The sequence below is a fragment of the Streptomyces sp. CA-179760 genome (genome assembly GCF_050937045.1).
Lineage (GTDB): Bacteria > Actinomycetota > Actinomycetes > Streptomycetales > Streptomycetaceae > Streptomyces.
Genome location: NZ_JBNJLZ010000001.1, coordinates 6777714 through 6792366, shown reverse-complemented (window position 1 = coordinate 6792366; position 14653 = coordinate 6777714). Strand labels below are relative to the sequence as shown.

Below are 14653 nucleotides of genomic sequence, written 5' to 3'. Positions count from 1 at the left end.
AAGTCTCTTAATGATCGTTGTGAGCGGCACGCGCGCGTGCGGCGCGCCACTCGGGCGCCAGCACCGACCAGACTTCGAGATCGTGCCGTACGCCACGATAGGGGTGCGCCTCGCGTCGCACACCGTCGCGGGTCATACCGAGGCGCTGGGCGACGTTCAGACTCGGCTGATTTCCCGAGGCGGCGACCCACTCGATCCGGTGAATGCCGCGCTCTTCGACCGCCCAGTCGATGAGGACGCGCATCGCCCGGGTGATCAGGCCGCGCCCCGTCCCGGCGGGCTCCAGCCAGCAGCCGACCTCGCAGTTGCCGGTCGCCGCGTCGAAGTTCAGGAACAGCACGCCGCCCACGAGCTTGCCGTTCAGCCACAGGCCGTGCAGCGAGCGGGTGTCGGCCGCGCGCATGTCGGCGTACCGCTGGAGCATGGCCCGCGCGGACTCCACGTCCGTCTCCTGCGACCCGAAGTTGATGAACTGCCCGATGAAGTCCCTGCCCCGCTCCAGGTGCGCGAAGAACTCCTCGGCATGCCAGGGCTCGAGGGGCCTCAGCTCGGCGTCGTCACCCAGGGATATCGCGTACATCCCGCTGCCGCTCCTCCTCCGCCAGGACATCCGCCACCTCTGCGTCCGTCGCGGCGGCCAGCCTCTCATGGGCGGCCCGGGCCTCGGGCGGTTCGATGCTGATCCGCGGCAGGCGCTTGTCGAGCCAGCGGGGCAGCCACCAGTTGGCGCCGCCGAGCATGTGCATGAGGGCGGGGACGAGAAGCGTCCGCAGGACGAAGGCGTCCAGGGCGACGGCGGCGGCCAGGGCGATGCCGAACATGGCGATCACGCGGTCACCGCTGAGGACGAAGGCCAGGAAGACGGAGATCATGATGACCGCCGCCGAGTTGATCACCCGGCTGGTCTCGGCGAGGCCCACGCGCACGGCTCGCCGGTTGTCACCGGTCTCGAGCCACTCCTCGTACATCCGGCTGACCAGGAACACCTGGTAGTCCATGGAGAGGCCGAAGAGCACCGACACCATGATCACGGGCAGGAAGGGCTCGATGGGGCCCGCGCTGCCGAGGCCGAGCAGTTCGCTGCCCCAGCCCCACTGGAACATCGCGACCACCACCCCGAAGGCGGAGGCCACAGCGGCGATGTTCATCGCGGCCGCCTTCAGCGGGATGCCGATCGACCGGAAGGCCAGCAGGAGCAGCAGACAGCCCAGGCCGATCACGACCCCGACGAAGACGGGCAGCTTGGAGACGATGACGTCGGCGAAGTCGTCGTAGCCGGCCGTCATGCCGCCGACCTGCACATCGAGCGACGTGCCCGTCTCGGCGCGCGGCAGCACCTCGCCGCGCAGCCGGTCGACGAGGTCGCTGGTCTGCTTCGACTGCGGCGAGGACTCCGGTACGACGGTCAGGTACGCCGTGTGACCGCCGGAGTCGAAGGTCACCGGGGTGACCGAGGCGACGCCGTCGGTGGCGCGGAGCGTGCCGTCGAGGTTGTCCAGTGCGAGCTTGTCGTCGGCTCCGTCCACCTTCGTGACGAGGGTGAGCGGTCCGTTCACGCCGGGCCCGAAGCCGTCGGCCAGGAGGTCGTAGGCCTGCCGGGTGGTGGCCGCCTTGGGGTCGTTGCCCTGGTCGGAGGTACCCAGGTGCAGGGAGAACGTGGGCAGCGCGAGGACGGCCATGACGACCAGGGCGACCCCGCCGAGCACCTTGGGGTGGCGCTCCACGAACGCCGACCAGCGGGCGGCGAAACCGGTGGGCAGTTCCGGTTCGGGTCCGTGCTCCGCCAGGCGGCGGCGTTCGCGGCGGCTGAGCGCGCGCATGCCGATGAGGGACAGCAGGGCGGGCAGCAGGGTCACGGAGGCCGCGACGGTGAGGACCACGGTCAGGCTGGCCGCTATGGCGACGCCGTTGAGGAAGCTCAGCCTGAGGATCAGCATGCCGAGCAGGGCGATGCAAACGGTGGCACCCGCGAAGACGACCGCGCGTCCCGTGGTGGCGACGGCGTTCGTGGCCGCCTCGGTGACCGAGAGCCCGCGTTTCAGCCCGCGGCGGTGCCGCGTCACGATGAACAGCGCGTAGTCGATGCCGACTCCGAGCCCGATCAGCATGCCGAGCATGGGGGCGAAGTCGGCGACGGTCATGGCGTGCCCCAGCAGCACGATCCCGGCGTAGGCGGTGCCCACGCCGACCAGTGCGGTGGCGATGGGCAGCAGGGAGGCGGCGAGCGAACCGAAGGCGAGGAACAGCACGACAGCGGCCACGACCACGCCGACGATCTCGGCGACGTGCCCGCCGGAGGACTGGGTGAGCGCGACGGCGCTGCCGCCCAGCTCCACCTGGAGCCCGTCGGTCTCCGCGGCCTTCGCGGTGCCGACGACGGCCTTGGCCTCGCCCTGGTCGATGTCCTCGGCTTGGTCGTCGAAGGTGACCGTGGCGTACGCCGTGCGGGCGTCCTCGCTGATCCGGCCCGTGCCCGGACCGTCGTAGGGGCTGGTCACGGAGGCCACGCCGGGCAGGGTCTCGATCCGGTCCAGGGTCCGGGTCATCGTCTGCTCGACGTCGGCGGCGCGGACGGTGCCGGAGGTGGTGTGCCAGACGACGGTGTCGCTGTCTCCGCCGAGCTGCGGGAAGCCTTCGTGCAGCAGTTCGGTGGCGCGGCCCGACTCGGTGCCGGGGACCTGGTAGTCGTTCGAGTACGCGGAGCCGGCGACGGCGGCGCCCGTGGCCACCCCCGCGCAGGCGAGCAGCCACAGCAGAACGGTGACCAGACGGCGTTGGACACACCAGCGTGCTAGGGCTGCCACGAAACGTGCTCCCAGGGTGACTGTTTGTGGATCTTTGACCGGGAGCAGTCGTCCATGACCTGAACATCCAGCAAAGAACGCATGAGCAATGCGAAGCCACTCTTACAGGCACACGAGATCGTTTGTCGCTTTCGTGGGCTTGTTCACAACGGCCGTGATCAGTCGAACTGGTCCCCCAGCGCCATCACCATCGTCCCCGCGATCAGCAGCCACAGCGCCCGCCGGGTGCGTCCACGGGAGCCCAGCACGGCGGCGCCGGCGCACACGACCGCACCGCAGGCGTACGCCGCCGGGACGAGCGCCGGAGCGACGGGGCGGGTGAGGCGGAGCAGCGCCGCGGCCAGGCCGGCGAGGGTCAGCAGGGCCCCGGTCCCGGCGGCGGTCCAGCGGGCCCGCCGCGCGTCCTCGTCGTCGTCATCGTCGTCCTCGACATCGGCATCGTCGTCGACATCGGCATCGTCGTCGTCCGGATCATCGTCGTCGTCCGGATCGCCGTCGTCCGGATCATCGGCGGCGGCGGTCGGATCGTCCGGATCGTCGTCGGGCTCCTCGTCCTGGTCGGCCTTCTGGTCGGCTTCCTGAACGGCGGCCGTCTCCGAGTCCGCTATCTCTGGTTCGGTGTCGGAATCAGCGCGTCCATTCATGGGCGAGACGGTAGCGCGTCGTGAACGAAAAGCGGGTGCGGGGTCGTGCGGCCCCCTGTTAACGTCCGCCGGTCCGAGGAAACGCCCGCGGCAGCCCGCCGCCCGGCCGAAGCAGGTGCATTGTTTGACGGTCCGACCGAGCTCCTACGCATCCCTTTTCCTCCTCAAGGACTCAAGGAGCCCGTTCACCGATGTCGGACATCATTTCGCGGACCCCGAACGACCCCCTCTCTGACCGGACCGACCACCCCAGCTACCCGCGCAGCAACCGCTACGACGCCCGCTGGACCATCGACAACCAGATGGGCCCGCACGCGCTCTGGCTGCTGGAGTGGCTGGCCCCGGCCCTGGGTCTCGAGACCCTGAGCCCCGGCTCCCGCGTGCTCGACCTGGGCTGCGGCCGCGCCATGACGTCGATCTTCCCCGCCAAGGAGTACGACGTGTCGGTCACCGCCGCCGACCTGTGGGTCAAGCCGGGCGAGAACGCCCCGCGCATCGCCGAGGCGGGCGTGGCCGACCGTGTCCTGCCCGTGCTCGCCGAGGCGCACGACCTGCCGTTCGGCGAGGGCAGCTTCGACGCGATCGTCTCCGTCGACGCCTACCAGTACTTCGGCACGAACGACCTGTACCTGCCCGAGCTGGCGCGGCTGCTGAAGCCCGGCGGCCGGATCGGTGTCGTCGTACCGGCGCTGCGCGAGGAGATCGACGGCGTCGAGCCGCCGGAGCACCTCAAGCCGTTCTGGGAGCCCGGATTCTGGTGCTTCCACACCGCCGCCTGGTGGCGTCGCCACTGGACCCGCAGCGGGGCCGCGGAGGTCGAGACGGCCGACTGGCTCGAGGACGGCTGGCGCGACTGGCTGCGCTGGTGCGAGGTCGTCGCCGACGAGCACACGGACGAGTGGCACCTCCGGATGGCCGGCCAGTGCGCCGAGATGCTGCGTCTCGACCAGGGCGGCACGCTGGGCTTCGTCCGGGTCGTGGGGCGCCGGCTGTAGGGCGCATGCACAGGGGGGGATGCACCGGGTCCGGTGCATCCCCCCTGTCGGGTCCCGCGGAGGTCAGCCCTCGCTGACGCCCAGCTTCTCCAGGATCAGTTCCTTGACGCGAGCCGCGTCGGCCTGGCCCCGGGTCGCCTTCATGACCGCGCCGACCAGGGCGCCGGCCGCCGCCACCTTGCCGCCGCGGATCTTGTCCGCGACGCCCGGGTTGCCGGCGATGGCCTCGTCGACGGCGGTGCCCAGCGCGCCCTCGTCGGAGACGACCTTCAGACCGCGCTTGTCGACGACCTCGTCCGGGGTGCCCTCGCCCGCGAGGACGCCCTCGATGACCTGACGGGCCAGCTTGTCGTTCAGGTCACCCTTCGAGACGAGCTCGGTGACCCGGGCGACCTGCACCGGGGTGATATCCAGCTCGTCGAGCGCCTTGCCCGACTCGTTGGCGGCGCGGGCCAGCTCACCCATCCACCACTTGCGGGCGGAGGCGGCGTCGGCCCCCGCGTCGATCGTGGAGACGATCAGGTCCAGGGCGCCGGCGTTGGTGATCGACTGCATGTCGACGGCGCTGATGCCCCACTCCGCGAGGAGCCGGTTGCGGCGGGCCAGCGGCAGCTCCGGCAGCGCGGAGCGGATCTCCTCGACCCACTCGCGCGACGGGGCCACCGGGACCAGGTCGGGCTCCGGGAAGTACCGGTAGTCCTCGGCCTCCTCCTTCACACGGCCCGAGGTCGTCGACCCCGTGTCCTCGTGGAAGTGCCGGGTCTCCTGGATGATCGTGCCGCCGGAGGAGAGCACGGCAGCGTGCCGCTGGATCTCGAAGCGGGCCGCGCGCTCCACGGACCGCAGCGAGTTGACGTTCTTCGTCTCCGAACGCGTGCCGAACTTCTCGGTGCCGTTCGGGCGCAGCGACAGGTTCACGTCGCAGCGCATCTGGCCCATCTCCATACGGGCCTCGGAGACGCCGAGCGCCTTGATGAGCTCGCGCAGCTCACGGACGTAGGCACGCGCGACCTCGGGGGCACGCTCGCCCGCGCCCTCGATCGGCTTGGTGACGATCTCGATGAGCGGGATGCCGGCGCGGTTGTAGTCGAGCAGGGAGTGGGACGCGCCGTGGATACGGCCGGTGGCACCGCCGACGTGCGTCGACTTGCCGGTGTCCTCCTCCATGTGGGCGCGCTCGATGTCCACGCGGAAGGTCTCGCCGTCCTCCAGCTGTACGTCGAGGTAGCCGTTGAAGGCGATCGGCTCGTCGTACTGGGAGGTCTGGAAGTTCTTCGGCATGTCCGGATAGAAGTAGTTCTTCCGGGCGAAGCGGCACCACTCGGCGATCTCGCAGTTCAGCGCGAGGCCGATCTTGATCGCGGACTCGACGCCGGTCGCGTTGACGACCGGGAGCGCGCCGGGCAGGCCGAGGCAGACCGGGCAGGTCTGCGCGTTGGCGTCCTGGCCGAGCTCGGTCGAACAGCCGCAGAACATCTTGGTCTTGGTGCCGAGTTCGACATGGACCTCGAGGCCCATGACGGGGTCGTACGACGCGAGTGCTTCCTCGTACGACGCCAGGTCGGTCGTGGTGGTCACGGTGAAACTTCCCTCTCAGCCCAGCAGGACGTCGTCGTCGCCCAGCCGCTTCAGCTCGCGGTAGAGGATGGCGAGGCCGGTGACGATGGCGACGGCGGACACGGTGGCGTCGATCAGGACCAGCGTGTCCTGCTCGGCGCGGGCCTTCTTCAGCCGCTTGGCGACGCCGATCGCGCCGAACGCGGTCCCGGCCATGGACAGGTACGTGCCGGACTTGGACTTCTTGAAGCCCTTGGCCTTGGTCAGTGCACTCACAGTGACGGAGCCTCCTCGATCAGCGGATGGCCCCACTTTTCCACGAAGGCGGCCTCTACGGCGGCTCCCACCTTGTAAAGGCGGTCGTCCTTCATGACGGGGGCGATGATCTGCAGGCCGACCGGGAGGTTGTCCTCCGGGGCGAGACCGCACGGCAGCGACATGGCCGCGTTGCCCGCCAGGTTGGTCGGGATGGTGCACAGGTCGGCGAGGTACATCGCCATCGGGTCGTCGGCGCGCTCGCCGATCGCGAAGGCGGTGGTCGGGGTCGTCGGCGAGACGATGACGTCGACCTGCTCGAACGCCGTGTCGAAGTCCTGCTTGATGAGCGTGCGGACCTTCTGGGCGCTGCCGTAATAGGCGTCGTAGTAGCCGCTCGACAGGGCGTACGTGCCGAGCATGATGCGGCGCTTCACCTCGGGGCCGAAGCCCGCCTCACGGGTGAGGGAGGTGACCTCCTCAGCGGAGTGCGTGCCGTCGTCGCCGGTCCGCCGGCCGTAGCGCAGGCCGTCGAAGCGGGCGAGGTTGGAGGAGCACTCGGACGGCGCGATCAGGTAGTACGCCGACAGCGCGAGGTCGAAGGACGGGCAGTCCAGCTCGACGATCTCGGCGCCCAGCTCCTTCAGCAGCGCGACGGACTCGTCGAACCGCTGGATGACGCCGGCCTGGTAGCCCTCGCCGCGGAACTGCTTGACGACGCCGACGCGCATGCCCTCGACGCTGCCGTTGCGGGCGGCCTCGACGACCGCCGGGACGGGCTCGTCGATGGAGGTCGAGTCGAGCGGGTCGTGCCCGGCGATGACCTCGTGCAGCAGGGCCGCGTCCAGGACCGTGCGGGCGCAGGGCCCGCCCTGGTCCAGGGAGGACGAGAAGGCGACCATGCCGTAGCGCGAGACCGCACCGTAGGTCGGCTTCACACCGACCGTGCCGGTGACGGAGGCCGGCTGGCGGATGGAGCCGCCGGTGTCGGTGCCGATGGCGAGCGGGGCCTGGAAGGAGGCGAGCGCGGCGGACGAACCGCCACCGGAGCCGCCGGGGATCTTGGTGAGGTCCCAGGGGTTGCCGGTCGGCCCGTACGCGCTGTTCTCGGTGGAGGACCCCATGGCGAACTCGTCCATGTTGGTCTTGCCGAGGATGACGACGTCGGCGGCCTTCAGGCGCTTGGTGAGCGTCGCGTCGTACGGCGGGATCCAGCCCTCGAGGATCTTCGAACCGACGGTGGTCGGGATGCCCTCGGTGGTGAAGATGTCCTTGAGCGCCAGGGGGACGCCGGCCAGCGGACCGAGCTTCTCCCCCTTGGCGCGCTTCTCGTCGACGGCACGGGCCTGGGCGAGGGCGCCCTCGCGGTCGACGTGCAGGAAGGCGTGCACCTTCTCGTCGACGGCCTCGATCCGGGCGAGGTGGGCCTCGGTGACCTGGACGGCCGTGAGCTCGCCTGAGGCGATCTTCGAGGCGGTCTCGGCGGCCGTGAGCTTGATGATGTCCGTCATGACTTCTAGTCCTCCCCCAGGATCTGCGGCACCTTGAAACGCTGCTGCTCCTGGGCCGGGGCGCCGGAGAGCGCCTGCTCGGGGGTGAGCGACGGACGGACCTCGTCCACGCGCATGACGTTCGTCAGCGGGAGCGGGTGCGAGGTCGGCGGTACGTCTTGGTCGGCGACCTCGCTGACGCGGGCGACCGCGCCGATGATGTCGTCCAGCTGTCCCGCGAAGTGCTCGAGCTCTTCGGGCTTCAGCTCCAGACGCGCCAGCCGGGCGAGGTGGGCGACCTCCTCGCGCGTGATGCCAGGCATGCAGCGATCCTCTGGGGTGAGTGAATTGGTTTGGCCTAATCCTATGGGGCGAGGGGCCGTGCCCGTGAAACGGTTTGCCGTGCTCGTCAGTGGCGGCGGTTTTCCCAGGCCTCGCTCTTCAGGAAGTGGTTGTCGTAGAGCTCCTGCACCTCCAGGAGGCTCTCGGGGGTGACCTCGCCGAGGGCGACGCGCCGGAGGTGGCGGAAGTACTCGAAGCGCTCGACGCCGGGTGTGATGACGATGAGCAGGTCGGCGTCCGCCCCGGGGACGGCGGCGAAGGCGTGGGGTCTGCCGGGCGGGACGACGACGAGGTCGCCGGCCCCGGCGCTGACGATCTCGTCGCCGGAGAGGATCTCGGCGGCCCCGGCGAGCAGGAAGAACATCTCGGCCGAGTTGTCGTGCCAGTGCGGCTTCGCGCCGTCGGCGCCCGATGTGAGGGTGACTCGCTGAGTGGACAGCGCACCGCCGGTGGCACTGCTGTCGGCCAGCAGGCGCACGGTGGTGGGCGCCCGGCCGACGACTTCCGCCTCGGCCTCGCGGACGATCACGGACTCGTCGAACTCCGGGACGAACAACGACATCTCCGAACCTCCGGATGGCGGTGTGGGCGCACTCAGACCGCGAAGAGCAGTGCGGCACTGATCAGGACGACGACCGCGGTGGCGAAGTGGATCCCGAAGGCCACCGCCTTCGTACCACCGTGGCGCAGCACGATCAGCATGTCGCCGAGCGGTATGAGTGCCACACCGAGCATGAACCAGGCCTCGGCACGGGCCCCCGCGAAGGCGAGCAGCGCCAGACCGACCAGGCCGAAGGCTCCGTCCCGCAGGCCCTTGATCGTCAGGTAGGCGCCGGCATCGCCGCCGGGGTCGGCCGGGACACCGTAACCGGCGGCGGAGGGGGCGGGCCGGAACAGGAACCCGTAGCCGAGGAACAGGCAGAACAGGTTGAGCACGACGGCCAGGGTGTAGGCGGCGACGGTCATGATCTCTTCTCCTTACTAGCAGCGCTAGGGATGAGAGCGAAGCTAGCAGAGCGTCGACAGGAACGCTAGCGGTGCTAGAATTTCACTCATGACGATCCAGACGCGCCGGGAGCGCGAACGAGCCGAACGTGAGCGGCTGATCGTGACGGCCGCACGGGAACTGGCCGAGGCGGAGGGCTGGGACGCGGTGACCACGCGGCGGCTCGCCGATCAGATCGAGTACAGCCAGCCGGTCCTCTACAGCCACTTCAAGGGCAAGGGCGCGATCATGGCGGCCGTGGCCGTGCAGGGCTGCGCGGACCTGGCCGTCGAGCTTCGCGCGGCGCGCACGGCGGCCGGCAGCGCCCGCGAGGCGCTGGCGGCGGTGGCCGGGGCGTACACCGCCTTCGCCCGACGGCGACCCGCGCTCTACGACGCGATGTTCACGCACGCCGTGGACCTGCCGTTCGCCACACCCGAGGCGCCGGCGGCCCTGTGGGACGCCTTCGACGAACTGCTGCAGGCCGTCCGGCCCATCGCGGCCGAGGGCGAGGACACCGGACTGCTGACGGAGACCTACTGGGCCGGATTGCACGGGCTGGTGACCCTGATGCGCAGCGGCCGGCTGCCCGAGGAGGCGCACGAGCGTCGGCTGGCGCTGCTGATCGGCCACTTCGTGCCTCACGGCACGGACTGAGCGCTCGTCCGAAAGGAGCGGAGCCGCGGGGACGTACCGCGCGGCTCGAACCGCCGTCGCCGGCCCGCCTCGCACCGGCGGCAGGCCCGACCGCCGGGCGGCCGTCGGCGGGAGGGGCTCACCCCACGGCCGAACCCCGGAGCCAGGCGAACGGAACGGGGGGCGGGAGGGTCACTCGTCGGCCGTCGCCACGGGCAGCGCGGCACGCGGCCGCTGCCACCCCCGGGGCCCCCGCGCCCGCAGCCACGCCGTGGTCTCCTCCGGGGGCATCGCCGCCGCGACCAGCCATCCCTGTACGGCGTCGCACCCCAGGTCTCGCAGTCGCTCCCAGGTCTCGTCGTCCTCGACGCCCTCGGCGACGACGAGCAGGCCGAGGGAGTGCGCGAGGTCGACGGTGCAGCGCACGATCTCCGCGTCCTCGGTGTCGACCGCGAGCCGGGCCACGAACGAGCGGTCGATCTTCAGCTCGCTGACCGGGAGCCGGCGCAGGTGCACGAGCGAGGAGTACCCCGTGCCGAAGTCGTCCAGGGACATCTTGACGCCGTGCCCGGTCAAGGCGTTGAGGGTGTCGGCCGCGCGCTGCGGGTCCTCCAGGAGGACGTGTTCCGTGATCTCCAGTTGGAGCGCTCCCGCCGGGACACCGTGCCGGGCCAGCCGGGCGGCGACGGAGCCCGCGAAGCCGGGCGTGTGCACATCACGCGGGGAGACGTTCACCGCGACCGGTACGAACAGGTCCTGGGACCGCCAGCGCGCGACCTGGCCGAGCGCGGCCTCCAGGACGTATTCGGTGAGGTGGGGCATCAGGCCCGAGGACTCGGCGATCGCTATGAACTCGTCCGGCGGCACCTTGCCCCGCTCCGGGTGCACCCAGCGGACCAGGGCCTCCAGGCCCACGACCTGTCCGTCGAAGCGGACCTTCGGCTGGTAGTGCAGATGCACCTCGCCCGCTTCGAGGGCGCGGCGCAGATCGCCCAGCAGGCCGAGCCGGTCGGGGGTGTTGGAGTCGCGCTTGGACTCGTAGACCTCCACGCCCGTACGGTCCCGCTTCGCCTGGTACATCGCCACGTCCGCCCGGCGCAGGAGCCCTTCGGCGTCCAGGGCGTGGTCGGGGAAGACGGCGACTCCGGCGCTGGCCTCCAGGACGAGGGTGAGGCCGTCGAGGTCGAGGGGGGAGCTGAGCGCGGCGACCAGGCTCCGGGCGACCCGGGTCGCGGACGTCGTGGAGTCGGCGACGGGCAGTAAGACGGCGAATTCGTCCCCGCCGAGCCGGGCGGCCTCGGCCCCGCGCGGCAGTGCCACCCGCAGCCGGTCGGCGATCTGCAGCAGCAGCCGGTCGCCGGCGAGATGCCCCAGCGTGTCGTTGACCGACCGGAACCGGTCGAGGTCGATCAGCATCAGGGCGGCGCGAGCGTCGATCCGTTCGGCGTCGTCCAGCGCGGTCCAGATGCGCTCCAGCAGCCACTGCCGGTTGGGAAGCCCGGTGAGCGGGTCGCGCAGCTGCTCCTCGGCGCGGGCCCGGGCTATCCACAGGGTGGAGTCCAGGGCGATGAGGGGGATGGAGAACAGGGGCAGCAGGATCGGCTTGGCCACGGCCACCACGCAGACCAGCGGCGCGATCCCCAGCAGCGCGACCGCGACCAGTCCTTGTCTGACCAGGGCGGTACGGGCGACGGTGGGCAGCCCTGGGCGCGGGGCGTGCAGGTACCAGAGCAGGACGCGGGTGACCATCAGGTAGGCGGCGGCGACCAGGGCCACCTGGGGTGCGGTGGCGAGCGTCCAGGCGTCGGGCCGCGCGGGGGACTCGACGGACGGCACGGTCCCGAACACGGCGAGCACCAGGGCGCCGGCGCCGATGCCGAGGAGGTCGACCGCCCCGTGCAGCACGCCCTGGCGCCAGCGGTTGCGGCGGGCCACGCCGACCAGCACGACGACCGTGAGGCTGACCATGCCTGCCGGTACCCAGCCGTAGAGCAGCAGCACGGCGAGGGTGAGTGCGGCGCCCGAGCCGGTGCCGCCCCACCAGCGGGAGCGGCCGAGCATGACGAGGTGGCCGACGATGATGCCGGTCAGCACGGCCAGCGCCCAGCCGGCCGTGCCGGACGGGAACAGCGCGTGGCCGCCGGTGAAGGCGCGGTAGAAGCCGGCGCCCAGGACGAACCCGGCCGCCGCGACGACCGCCGTTGGCAGCGCCGGCCAGGAGTGGTGCCGTTCGCCGTCCGCGTCCTCGCCGGTCAGTCCGGGGGTGTGCTCGGTGACCGGTTGTGCGGCGCCGCGGCCGTCCGCCGCGGCGCGCCCCCCGACGGCACGCCCGTCCGCGGTGTACTGTCCGACGGCGCGCACCTGAGCACCCGGACGCGCCGCCGGCCGTCCGACCCCACGGACCGCTCGCCATACGACCGCCATGCGGCGCAGGCGCAGCCGTGCGCCCGGCACGGCGCTCTCGGTCGGTTCCATTCCCGTCCCTCTCACAGCCGGCGGTGCCCACGCCCCGCGGACCGGTGCCCGACAACCCTCAACGGCCCGCGTTGGAAATCCCTGCCCCGCGCTCTGGTGCGAGCACGAAGATGCCCCGACCGCAGCTGGGCACGGCAGGCGCACATCTCAACAGTAGGCCGCAGAAGGCTTCCACGGGCAGCGGTCGCGGACGGTTGCCCGAATGCGCCCCGGCCACCCGTATGCATCTGATATGCGCTGAACGGGTGGCCTTCAACCGCTACTCCTCGGCCGAAAGCGCGACTTCGGCCGCCGCGTCCGGTCCCTGCTCCAGCAGGACTCCGAAACCCTCCTCGTTCAGGACCGGCACCTTCATCTGCATCGCCTTGTCGTACTTCGATCCGGGGCTGTCACCCACAACGACGAATGACGTCTTCTTCGAAACCGATCCGGTCACCTTCGCTCCGCGGCTCTGCAGCGCCTCCTTGGCGCCGTCCCGCGTGAAGTGTTCGAGGGTGCCGGTGACGACGACGGTGAGCCCTTCGAGCGGGCGCGGCCCCTCGTCCTCACCGGTGCTCTCCTCCTCCGTGCGTACGCCGGAGGCCTTCCACTTACGGATGATTTCGCGGTGCCAGTCCTCGGCGAACCACTCCTTGACGGCGGCGGCGACGATCGGGCCGACGCCGTCCGTGTTCTTCAGCTCCTCCTCCGAGGCCTGGTCGATGCGCTCGATCGAGCGGAACTCCCTGGCCAGCGCCTCGGCCGCGACCGGTCCTACGTGACGGATCGACAGGCCGGTGAGGAGGCGGGCGAGCGGGCGCTGCTTGGCCGCCGCGATGTTCTCCAGCATGGCGAGCGCGTTCTTCCGGGGGTTGCCCTCCTGGTTCGCGAAGATCGTGGCGACCTTCTCCTCGCCGGTCTTCGGGTCCCGCTTGGGCAGGCCGCTGTCCGAGTCGAGGACGTACGCCTTGATGGGCAGCAGCTGGTCGATGGTGAGGTCGAACAGATCGCCCTCGTCGAGCAGCGGTGGATCCTTCGGCTCCAGCGGCGCGGTGAGGGCCGCGGCCGCCACGTAGCCGAAGTGCTCGATGTCCAGCGCCTTGCGGCCCGCGAGGTAGAACAGGCGCTCACGCAACTGGGCCGGGCAGGTGCGTGCGTTCGGGCAGCGCAGGTCGACGTCGCCCTCCTTCATCGGCCGCAGCGCCGTACCGCACTCGGGGCACTCGCCCGGCATCACGAACTCGCGCTCGCTGCCGTCGCGCAGGTCGGCGACCGGCCCGAGGATCTCGGGGATGACGTCACCGGCCTTGCGCAGCACCACGGTGTCGCCGATGAGGACGCCCTTGGCCTTGACCACGTCCTGGTTGTGCAGCGTGGCGAACTCGACCTCGGAGCCGGCGACCGTGACCGGCTCGACCTGGGCGTACGGCGTGACCCGGCCCGTGCGGCCCACGCCCACGCGGATGTTGACGAGCTTGGTGTTGACCTCCTCCGGCGCGTACTTGTACGCGATGGCCCAGCGCGGCGCGCGCGAGGTGGAGCCGAGGCGGCCCTGGAGCGGGATCTGGTCGAGCTTGACGACGACGCCGTCGATCTCCCACTCCACGGAGTGGCGGTTCTCGCCGAAGTACGCGATGAACTCCCGGATGCCGTCCAGGCCGTCGACCACCCGGTTGTGGCCGGAAACAGGCAGACCCCAGGTCTTCAGCAGGTCGTACGCCTGGGAGAGGCGGGTCAGGCCGGTGAAGCCCTCCAGGGCGCCGATGCCGTGGACCACCATGTGCAGGGGGCGGGTGGCGGTGACGCGCGGGTCCTTCTGGCGCAGTGAACCGGCCGCCGCGTTACGCGGGTTGGCGAAGGGCTTGTCGCCCGCCTCGACCAGCCGGGCGTTGAGCTCCTGGAACTTCTCCATCGGGAAGTAGACCTCGCCGCGGATCTCCACGAGGTCGGGGACGGAGTCGCCCTTGAGACGCTCCGGGATCTCGGCGATCGTCCGGACGTTCGGTGTGATGTCCTCGCCGGTGCGGCCGTCGCCACGGGTCGCCGCGCGGGTGAGACGGCCGCGCTCGTAGGTGAGGTTCACCGCGAGGCCGTCGACCTTCAGCTCGCACAGGAAGTGGTAGTCCTGCTCCCCCAGTTCACGGGCGATGCGCTCCGTCCAGGCGGCCATCTCCTCGTCGTTGAAGGTGTTGTCGAGGGAGAGCATGCGCTGGCGGTGCTCGACCGCCGTGAACTCCGTCTCGTACGACCCCGACACCTTCTGGGTCGGGGAGTCCGGGGTGCGCAGCTCCGGATGCTCCTCCTCCAGCGCCTCCAGGGAACGCAGCAGTTCATCGAACTCCGCGTCGCTGACGACGGGAGCGTCCTTCACGTAGTACCGGAAGCGGTGCTCCTCGATCTGCTCAGCGAGGCGCGCGTGCTTCTCCCGTGCCTCGGCGGGCACCGTCGTCGTCTCCGCTTGCTTGTCCCCGGCCACCGTGTCGTCCTCCCG

13 protein-coding genes are annotated in these 14653 nt (G+C 70.8%); 2 read left to right on the top strand and 11 right to left on the bottom strand.

Going from position 1 to position 14653, the window contains the following annotated elements; genetic code table 11:
* Nucleotides 1-7 precede the first annotated feature (7 nt).
* The 3 genes from ACQEV8_RS31065 to ACQEV8_RS31055 all read right to left on the bottom strand — a co-directional run bounded on the left by ACQEV8_RS31065 (nucleotide 8) and on the right by ACQEV8_RS31055 (nucleotide 3448).
* Nucleotides 8-580, bottom strand: coding sequence for a GNAT family N-acetyltransferase (locus ACQEV8_RS31065; protein ID WP_432966802.1), 573 nt, complete (start codon nucleotides 578-580; stop codon nucleotides 8-10).
* Nucleotides 558-2804 carry an MMPL family transporter gene (locus ACQEV8_RS31060; RefSeq protein WP_432966800.1) on the bottom strand — a complete coding sequence of 749 codons (2247 nt, stop codon included), beginning with the start codon at nucleotides 2802-2804 and terminating at the stop codon, nucleotides 558-560. Before ACQEV8_RS31060 ends, ACQEV8_RS31065 begins: the two co-directional genes overlap by 23 nt.
* Nucleotides 2805-2962: 158 nt before the next feature.
* The gene (locus tag ACQEV8_RS31055) at nucleotides 2963-3448 is read right to left on the bottom strand and encodes a hypothetical protein (protein ID WP_432966798.1); all 486 of its coding nucleotides are present in this window, start codon (nucleotides 3446-3448) and stop codon (nucleotides 2963-2965) included.
* A 191-nt stretch (nucleotides 3449-3639) separates the two neighbouring features.
* On the opposite strand from ACQEV8_RS31055, the gene ACQEV8_RS31050 reads away from it, so the two are divergent.
* Complete coding sequence (locus tag ACQEV8_RS31050) at nucleotides 3640-4443, top strand: SAM-dependent methyltransferase (RefSeq protein ID WP_432966796.1); 804 nt, start codon at nucleotides 3640-3642, stop codon at nucleotides 4441-4443.
* A 63-nt stretch (nucleotides 4444-4506) separates the two neighbouring features.
* Here the strand turns inward: ACQEV8_RS31050 and gatB are convergent, their stop codons facing one another.
* The 6 genes from gatB to ACQEV8_RS31020 form a co-directional block, all read right to left on the bottom strand.
* Nucleotides 4507-6021 (bottom strand): Asp-tRNA(Asn)/Glu-tRNA(Gln) amidotransferase subunit GatB, encoded by a 1515-nt coding sequence (gene gatB, locus ACQEV8_RS31045; RefSeq protein ID WP_432966794.1) that lies wholly within the window; start codon nucleotides 6019-6021, stop codon nucleotides 4507-4509.
* 15 nt (nucleotides 6022-6036) lie between these two features.
* Nucleotides 6037-6276 (bottom strand): hypothetical protein, encoded by a 240-nt coding sequence (locus ACQEV8_RS31040; protein ID WP_215118383.1) that lies wholly within the window; start codon nucleotides 6274-6276, stop codon nucleotides 6037-6039.
* Nucleotides 6273-7766 (bottom strand): Asp-tRNA(Asn)/Glu-tRNA(Gln) amidotransferase subunit GatA, encoded by a 1494-nt coding sequence (gene gatA / locus ACQEV8_RS31035; RefSeq protein WP_432966792.1) that lies wholly within the window; start codon nucleotides 7764-7766, stop codon nucleotides 6273-6275. The genes ACQEV8_RS31040 and gatA overlap by 4 nt, the downstream gene beginning before the upstream one ends.
* A 5-nt stretch (nucleotides 7767-7771) precedes the next feature.
* Complete coding sequence (gene gatC / locus ACQEV8_RS31030; protein WP_031485327.1) at nucleotides 7772-8068, bottom strand: Asp-tRNA(Asn)/Glu-tRNA(Gln) amidotransferase subunit GatC; 297 nt, start codon at nucleotides 8066-8068, stop codon at nucleotides 7772-7774.
* An 86-nt stretch (nucleotides 8069-8154) separates the two neighbouring features.
* The gene (locus ACQEV8_RS31025) at nucleotides 8155-8649 is read right to left on the bottom strand and encodes a cupin domain-containing protein (RefSeq protein ID WP_432966789.1); all 495 of its coding nucleotides are present in this window, start codon (nucleotides 8647-8649) and stop codon (nucleotides 8155-8157) included.
* A gap of 32 nt (nucleotides 8650-8681) precedes the next feature.
* Nucleotides 8682-9053, bottom strand: a complete 372-nt coding sequence (locus ACQEV8_RS31020) for a DUF4267 domain-containing protein (RefSeq protein WP_432966787.1) — start codon at nucleotides 9051-9053, stop codon at nucleotides 8682-8684.
* An 88-nt stretch (nucleotides 9054-9141) separates the two neighbouring features.
* Between ACQEV8_RS31020 and ACQEV8_RS31015 the strand changes: the two genes are divergently transcribed.
* Nucleotides 9142-9729 (top strand): TetR/AcrR family transcriptional regulator, encoded by a 588-nt coding sequence (locus ACQEV8_RS31015; RefSeq protein ID WP_432966785.1) that lies wholly within the window; start codon nucleotides 9142-9144, stop codon nucleotides 9727-9729.
* Between the two features lie 171 nt (nucleotides 9730-9900).
* On the opposite strand, the gene ACQEV8_RS31010 is transcribed toward ACQEV8_RS31015, so the two are convergent.
* Nucleotides 9901-12183: a putative bifunctional diguanylate cyclase/phosphodiesterase gene (locus tag ACQEV8_RS31010; RefSeq protein WP_432966784.1), complete on the bottom strand. Its 2283-nt coding sequence runs from the start codon at nucleotides 12181-12183 to the stop codon at nucleotides 9901-9903.
* A gap of 259 nt (nucleotides 12184-12442) precedes the next feature.
* The gene (gene ligA / locus ACQEV8_RS31005) at nucleotides 12443-14638 is read right to left on the bottom strand and encodes an NAD-dependent DNA ligase LigA (protein ID WP_432966783.1); all 2196 of its coding nucleotides are present in this window, start codon (nucleotides 14636-14638) and stop codon (nucleotides 12443-12445) included.
* Nucleotides 14639-14653 lie beyond the last annotated feature (15 nt).

Bases quoted from the DNA above. Each gene is read 5' to 3' on its own strand.
- ACQEV8_RS31065 (WP_432966802.1), bottom strand. From the start codon at position 580: ATGTACGCGATATCCCTGGGTGACGACGCCGAGCTGAGGCCCCTCGAG.
- ACQEV8_RS31055 (WP_432966798.1), bottom strand. From the start codon at position 3,448: ATGAATGGACGCGCTGATTCCGACACCGAACCAGAGATAGCGGACTCG.
- ACQEV8_RS31050 (WP_432966796.1), top strand. From the start codon at position 3,640: ATGTCGGACATCATTTCGCGGACCCCGAACGACCCCCTCTCTGACCGG.
- gatA (WP_432966792.1), bottom strand. From the start codon at position 7,766: ATGACGGACATCATCAAGCTCACGGCCGCCGAGACCGCCTCGAAGATC.
- gatC (WP_031485327.1), bottom strand. From the start codon at position 8,068: ATGCCTGGCATCACGCGCGAGGAGGTCGCCCACCTCGCCCGGCTGGCG.
- ACQEV8_RS31025 (WP_432966789.1), bottom strand. From the start codon at position 8,649: ATGTCGTTGTTCGTCCCGGAGTTCGACGAGTCCGTGATCGTCCGCGAG.
- ACQEV8_RS31020 (WP_432966787.1), bottom strand. From the start codon at position 9,053: ATGACCGTCGCCGCCTACACCCTGGCCGTCGTGCTCAACCTGTTCTGC.
- ACQEV8_RS31015 (WP_432966785.1), top strand. From the start codon at position 9,142: ATGACGATCCAGACGCGCCGGGAGCGCGAACGAGCCGAACGTGAGCGG.
- ACQEV8_RS31010 (WP_432966784.1), bottom strand. From the start codon at position 12,183: ATGGAACCGACCGAGAGCGCCGTGCCGGGCGCACGGCTGCGCCTGCGC.